General features: G+C 65.9%; 7 protein-coding genes. All 7 read right to left on the minus strand.

All coding sequences use genetic code 11. The features are described from left to right. Window positions 1-386: TRAP transporter small permease subunit (locus tag AC1DY5_RS38890; protein WP_478119791.1), on the minus strand; the 386-nt coding region annotated here is incomplete at its 3' end. A gap of 86 nt (window positions 387-472) precedes the next feature. Continuing rightward, complete coding sequence (locus AC1DY5_RS38895; protein ID WP_478119792.1) at window positions 473-1,441, minus strand: TRAP transporter substrate-binding protein; 969 nt, start codon at window positions 1,439-1,441, stop codon at window positions 473-475. A gap of 562 nt (window positions 1,442-2,003) precedes the next feature. Further along, window positions 2,004-3,188 (minus strand): lipopolysaccharide assembly protein LapB, encoded by a 1,185-nt coding sequence (gene lapB / locus AC1DY5_RS38900; protein ID WP_478119793.1) that lies wholly within the window; start codon window positions 3,186-3,188, stop codon window positions 2,004-2,006. Next, window positions 3,178-3,504 (minus strand): LapA family protein, encoded by a 327-nt coding sequence (locus tag AC1DY5_RS38905; RefSeq protein WP_478119794.1) that lies wholly within the window; start codon window positions 3,502-3,504, stop codon window positions 3,178-3,180. Before AC1DY5_RS38905 ends, lapB begins: the two co-directional genes overlap by 11 nt. Window positions 3,505-3,548: 44 nt before the next feature. Next, entirely contained in the window at window positions 3,549-3,866 is a 318-nt protein-coding gene (locus AC1DY5_RS38910; protein ID WP_478119795.1) for an integration host factor subunit beta, read from the minus strand. A 71-nt stretch (window positions 3,867-3,937) separates the two neighbouring features. Next, window positions 3,938-5,623 (minus strand): 30S ribosomal protein S1, encoded by a 1,686-nt coding sequence (gene rpsA, locus AC1DY5_RS38915; RefSeq protein ID WP_286371265.1) that lies wholly within the window; start codon window positions 5,621-5,623, stop codon window positions 3,938-3,940. Between the two features lie 173 nt (window positions 5,624-5,796). Beyond that, window positions 5,797-5,958 (minus strand): (d)CMP kinase (locus AC1DY5_RS38920; RefSeq protein WP_478119796.1); only part of this gene is annotated, 162 nt, incomplete at its 5' end.

Raw genomic sequence — 5,958 nt, forward strand, 5'->3', positions numbered from 1 at the left:
ATCCAGATCGGGATCACGACCAGGCCGGTGGCCATCTCGGCGAACTCGTAACTCTCCCACGTGAAGCTGGTCGCCGACCAGGTGAGGTAGGCCACCGCGACCGCGGCGATCAGCAGGCAGCCGACGTCGAGCGCGCGCCGGACCTTCGGCGACACGGCCTCGAGCAGAAGCGTGACGCGCACGAAGTCGCCGTGGCGGAAGGCGTGGGCCATGGCGAAGAAGGCCGCGGCGGCGCAGAGCCAGGCGACCACGTCGTTGAGTCCGCTCACGTGCCAGTTCACCTGGCGGCCGACGCCGGCCACGATCATCAACACGAAGATCAGGAACACGCAGAACGCGCCCAATGCACCTGCGCCGTCGTACAGGCGGTCGAGCCAGCGACGCATCGCTCAGGCCTCCCGCCGGGCCTCAAGGGAGGCCTGCGCCCCCTCGGGGGGCAGGGATACGCGAAGCGATGAGCGTGGGGGCTTCATCATTTCTTCTTGTAGGTGTCGACGATCGCTGCGCCATCGGCGCCGGCGGCCTTGAGCCAGTCGGCCTGCATGATGCCGCCGACCTGCCGCATGTCGGCATCGAGCTTGGCCGAGGGCTTGTGGATCTTCATGCCGCGCTCGGCCAGCAGGCGCTTGTATTCCTCGTTCTTCTCCTGTGCGATTTTCCAGCCGCGAGCCTCGGCGTCTGCGGCCGCCTTGGTGACCGCCGCCTTGGTCGCCGGGTCGAGCGCGTCGAAGGCCTTGAGGTTCACGAGCACCGCATTCTTGGGGATCCAGGCCTGCGTGTCGTAGAAGTTCTTGATGTTCTCGTAGGTCTTGGTGTCGTAGCCGGTCGAGCCCGAACTCATGTAGCTCTCGATCACGCCGGTCGCCATCGCGGCGCTGAGTTCGGCTTGCTGGATCTGAACCGGCTGGGCGCCGATCAGCTCGGCGATCTTGGCGGTGGCCGGGCTGTAGGCGCGCCACTTGATGCCGCGCAGGTCGGCCACCGAGCCGATTTCCTTCTTCGAGTAGATGCCCTGCGGTGCCCACGGCACCATGAACAAGACCTTGATTCCTTGCGCGGCAAGCAACTTTTCCATGGCCGGCTTGGACGCGTCGTACAGCTTTTTCGCCTCGGGATAGGTGGTGGCCAGGAAAGGCACGCCGTCGAGCGCGTAGATCGGGTTCTCGTTGGCGAAGTTGGCCAGCAGGATCTCTCCGGCCTGCGCCTGGCCGCTCTGCACCGCACGCTTGATCTCCGGGGCCTTGAAGAGCGACGCGTTGGCATGCACCGTGACCTTGAGCTTGCCGCCGGTCGCCGCATCCACATCTTTCGCGAACTGGGTGACGTTCTCGGTGTGGTAGTTGGTGGCGGGGTAGGCGGTGGGCAGGTCCCACTTGGTCTGGGCGAATGCTGCGGCGCCAAGGGTGAGGCCCGCGAGTGCAATGCCGAACTTGTGATTCATGGACTCTCCGAAACGTGCGAAATTGAAAAAGGCGATCGGCAGCATACGTGCAAATATCGGGCCATCGCTCGGGCATTTCCCTGCCATCGACCAAGGCGCGACACTGGAAGGCGACAACGCAAAAGCTGCCCGTAGGCGGCTTGGGATCAGCAGCGGCGCGTGTGCGCCTTGCCTGGGGTTTAGGCTTGGAAGCCGACTTGGCGGGGCTGGCCGCCTTCTTCGGCGCGAACTTGATCTCGTTCTTCGCCACCTCGGCCGGTGCGGGCGCAGCACCGAAGGGCAGGCCGTTCACTGTCAGGCCTTCGGCCGACAGCTTGGTGGCGGACTTGTCCTTCACGCCCTTGACCCGCGTCATGAAGTCCGGCCAGTCCTTGAACGGCGCTTCCTTGCGTGCTTCGGTGATGCGCTTGGACAAGGCGGGGCCGACCCCCTTGGGAAGGGCCTTCGCGGGGGCCAGCGAAACGGTGGGGAGCGTGGGGCCAGGCCGGCGCCGGGCCGCCCCAAGGCGGCCTTCGGCCCCCTCGGGGGGGCAGCGACCACACGCAGTGAGGGAGCGTGGTGGCTACAGTTCCTCGACGCGGCGCGGCGGGTAGCTGTCCCAGGCTTGGCAGCCCGGGCAATGCCAGAAGTACTGGTGGGCCTCGAAGCCGCAGGCCGCGCAGCGGTAGCGCATCAGCGGCCGGGTGGCCTGGTCGAGCGAGCGCTGCACCTGCGGGTGAAACTCCTCGTGCTCGAAGCGTTCGCCGGCGAGCCAGCGCGAGGCCGCGACCAGCGAGGGGTGGTGCGCCAGGTGGGCGATATAGCCGTCGCGGGGTTCCGGTGCGATCRCCGCATCCGATGGCGCATCGTCCGGCAGCGCCGGCGTGCCGCCGAGGGCGATGATCGCCTCCAGCACATCGATCGAGGGCGAGGCCACATAGCGGCGCTGCAGCAGGGCGAGGGCTTCCCCGGAGCGCTGCGAGGCGACCGCGGCCTGCTGCAGCGCCGCCGCATACAGGGGCAGCGCCATCGGCGCGGTTTCGCTCAGTGCCGCCAGCGTGTCGAAGGCGGCCGCTGCGTCGCCGCTGCGCAACTGCAGCGTGGCGCGTTCGATCGCCGGTCGCGGCGCTTCCGGCGCCAGCAGGATCGCCTGCTGCAGCACTTTCGCGGCTGCGCCCGAGTCGCCGGCGGCAACGCGCTCGGCGGCCTGTTCGCACAGGTGGTGCGCCCGCCGCGTGGCGTAGCTCGCCTGGTCGGATTCGTCGAGCTTCTGCGCCACATCCTCGGCCTGCGCCCATTCGCGCGAGCGTTCATAGATGGCCAGCAGCGACAGCCGGGCCTCGTTCTCGTAGCGCGTGCCTTCCAGCTTCTGCAGCGCCGCTTCGGCGCGGTCGAGCAGGCCGGCGCGCAGGAAATCCTGTGCCAGCGCGTGCTGCGCGCGGTCGCGGTCGGCACGGCTCAGGTCGCCGCGACCCAGCAGGTGCTCGTGCACGCGCACCGCGCGCTGGTATTCGCCGCGGCGCCGGAACAGGTTGCCGAGAGCGAAGTGCAGTTCCTGCGTGTCGGGGTCGTTCTGAACCGCCTCGATGAAGGCGTCGATGGCCTGGTCCTGCTGCTCGTTGAGCAGGAAGTTCAGGCCGCGAAAGTAGGCTTTCGGGGCTTGGCGGTTCTCGATCCTGAGTTGCCGGAGGTCGAAACGCGAAGCCAGCCAGCCCAGCACGAAGGCGATCGGCAGGCCGAGCAGAAGCCAGCTGAAGTCAAAGTCCATGTTGGCGTACGGCGGGCAGGTCGGTGGGGGCTGCGGTCGTGGCGGGAGCCGACGCAGCCGCCGGTGGCGCACCCGGCGCACCCTGTGCAGCCGGAATCTGCGCTGCGGCGCTGCGGTGCTTCCACCAGCCCGGCAGCATGCCGAGCGYGCCCACGACCAGGCCGCCCGTGAAGGCGGCCAGCACCACCAGCACCAGGGGCGCGCGCCACGAGGTGCCGAAGAAGAAGTAGACGGTGGCGTCGTGCTGGTTGTTCAGCGCGAAGGCGAAGAGGGTARAAAAAATGGCTGCCTTGAGCAGCCACAGGAGATATTTCATGCGGGTCCCCGATGGCCGGGGAATTCTATGCCGGGGCCGGCGTGTCAGCCCCGCTTCTGCTTCTCGGCGTCGAGCAGTGCGGTTTTCGCGTCGACCGCTTCGCGCAGGGCCTTGCCCGGCTTGAAGTGGGGCACGCGCTTCTCGGGAATCTGCACGCTCTCGCCGGAGCGCGGGTTGCGTCCGATGCGGGGCGGGCGCCGGTTCACCGTGAAGCTGCCGAAGCCGCGGATCTCGATGCGATGCCCGCGCACCAGTGCGTCGCTCATCGCGTCAAGGATGGTCTTGACGGCGTATTCGGCATCGCGGTGCGTCAGTTGCGCAAAGCGGGCCGCGAGTTCTTCGACGAGATCGGAGCGGGTCATGGCAAGAGAAAAATGTAGACGAAAAAAAGGACAGAGCGGCGCCCCGCGCCAGCCCTGTCCTTGGACTCAGCTTACTTGTCGCTGTTGTCCAGCTTGGCGCGCAGCAGGGCGCCCAGGCTGGTCGTGCCCGCGTTCTCGCGTGCCGACTGCTGGCTCAGGCTGGCCATGGCGCCTTGCTCGTCGACCATGTCCTTCTGCTTGATCGACAGTTGGATGTTGCGGGTCTTGCGATCCACATTGACCACCACGGCCGTGACTTCGTCGCCTTCCTTGAGCACGTTGCGTGCATCTTCCACGCGGTCGCGGGAGATTTCGCTGGCGCGCAGGTAGCCTATGATGTCTTCGCCGAGGTCGATTTCAGCGCCGCGGGCGTCGACCGTCTTGACCTTGCCGGTCACGATCTGGCCCTTGTCGTTCACGGTGGTGAAGGTGGTGAACGGATCGCTGTCGAGCTGCTTGATGCCCAGCGAGATGCGCTCGCGGTCGACATCGACGGCCAGCACGATCGCTTCGACTTCCTGGCCCTTCTTGTAGTTGCGAACGGCGGTTTCGCCGGTTTCGTTCCACGAGAGGTCGGACAGGTGAACCAGGCCGTCGATGCCGGCAGCCAGGCCCACGAACACGCCGAAGTCGGTTATCGACTTGATCGGGCCCTTGACGCGGTCGCCGCGCTTGGTGTTCTGCGCGAATTCCTGCCACGGGTTGGCCTTGCACTGCTTCATGCCGAGGCTGATGCGGCGCTTGTCTTCGTCGATCTCGAGGACCATGACTTCGACTTCGTCGCCGAGCGAGACGATCTTGTTCGGCGCGATGTTCTTGTTGGTCCAGTCCATCTCCGACACGTGCACCAGGCCTTCGATGCCGGGTTCGAGTTCGACGAACGCGCCGTAGTCGGCGATGTTCGTGACCTTGCCGAACAGGCGGGTCGATTGCGGGTAGCGGCGCGAAACGCCCATCCACGGGTCGTCGCCCATCTGCTTCAGACCCAGCGAGACACGGTTCTTCTCGGTGTCGAACTTGAGGATCTTGGCGGTGATTTCCTGGCCGGCCTGCACCACTTCGCTCGGGTGGCGAACGCGGCGCCATGCCATGTCGGTGATGTGCAGCAGACCGTCGATGCCGCCGAGGTCGACGAACGCACCGTATTCGGTGATGTTCTTGACGACGCCGCGCACGACTGCGCCTTCCTTCAGGGTTTCCATCAGCTTGGCGCGTTCTTCGCCCATGCTGGCTTCGACCACGGCGCGGCGCGAGAGCACCACGTTGTTGCGCTTGCGGTCGAGCTTGATGACCTTGAATTCTAGGGTCTTGTTCTCGTACGGGGTCAGGTCCTTGATCGGACGGGTGTCGATCAGCGAACCCGGCAGGAAGGCGCGGATGCCGTTGACCAGCACCGTGAGGCCGCCCTTGACCTTGCCGCTCGTGGTGCCGGTGACGAAGTCGCCGGATTCGAGGGCCTTCTCGAGCGCGAGCCACGAAGCCAGACGCTTGGCGGTGTCGCGCGAGAGGATGGTGTCGCCGTAGCCGTTCTCGACGCTGCCGATGGCCACGGAAACGAAATCGCCGGCCTGGACTTCGAGTTCGCCCTTGTCGTTCTTGAATTCTTCGATCGGCACGTAGGCTTCGGATTTGAGGCCTGCGTTGACGACGACGTGGTTGTGTTCGACACGCACGACTTCGGCGGTGATGACCTCACCAGTGCGCATCTCCGAACGCTTCAGGGATTCTTCGAATAGGTCGGCAAAAGATTCAGACATGTGTTTTTCCTTCCGTCACGCAGGGTTTTGCAGCAGCGATAGCGAAATTGCTTGCAACTGGCTTGGATCTCGAGACGGCGGTTGTTTGGGCTATGGGGCCCGGTTGAAGTTGAACAACCAGCAGGACCGATGCGCTGTCGCGCGGCGGGGGCCCTGCTGGACCGAAACACCGTTCAAGCGGACTCGAACGGCTGTACTTCCCGCCACCAGGCAAGCACCTGCACGACCGATTGCTCGATCGTCTGGTGCGAGTTGTCCAGGAGGCGGGCATCAGGCGCCGGCTTGAGTGGCGCGACGGTGCGGGACGAGTCCCGGAGGTCACGCGCTTCCAGGTC

Source organism: Variovorax sp. P4_D9 (assembly GCF_056401695.1).

Coding starts and splice junctions, on each gene's coding strand:
- AC1DY5_RS38895 (WP_478119792.1), bottom strand. CDS start 1,441: ATGAATCACAAGTTCGGCATTGCACTCGCGGGCCTCACCCTTGGCGCC.
- AC1DY5_RS38910 (WP_478119795.1), bottom strand. CDS start 3,866: ATGACCCGCTCCGATCTCGTCGAAGAACTCGCGGCCCGCTTTGCGCAA.
- rpsA (WP_286371265.1), bottom strand. CDS start 5,623: ATGTCTGAATCTTTTGCCGACCTATTCGAAGAATCCCTGAAGCGTTCG.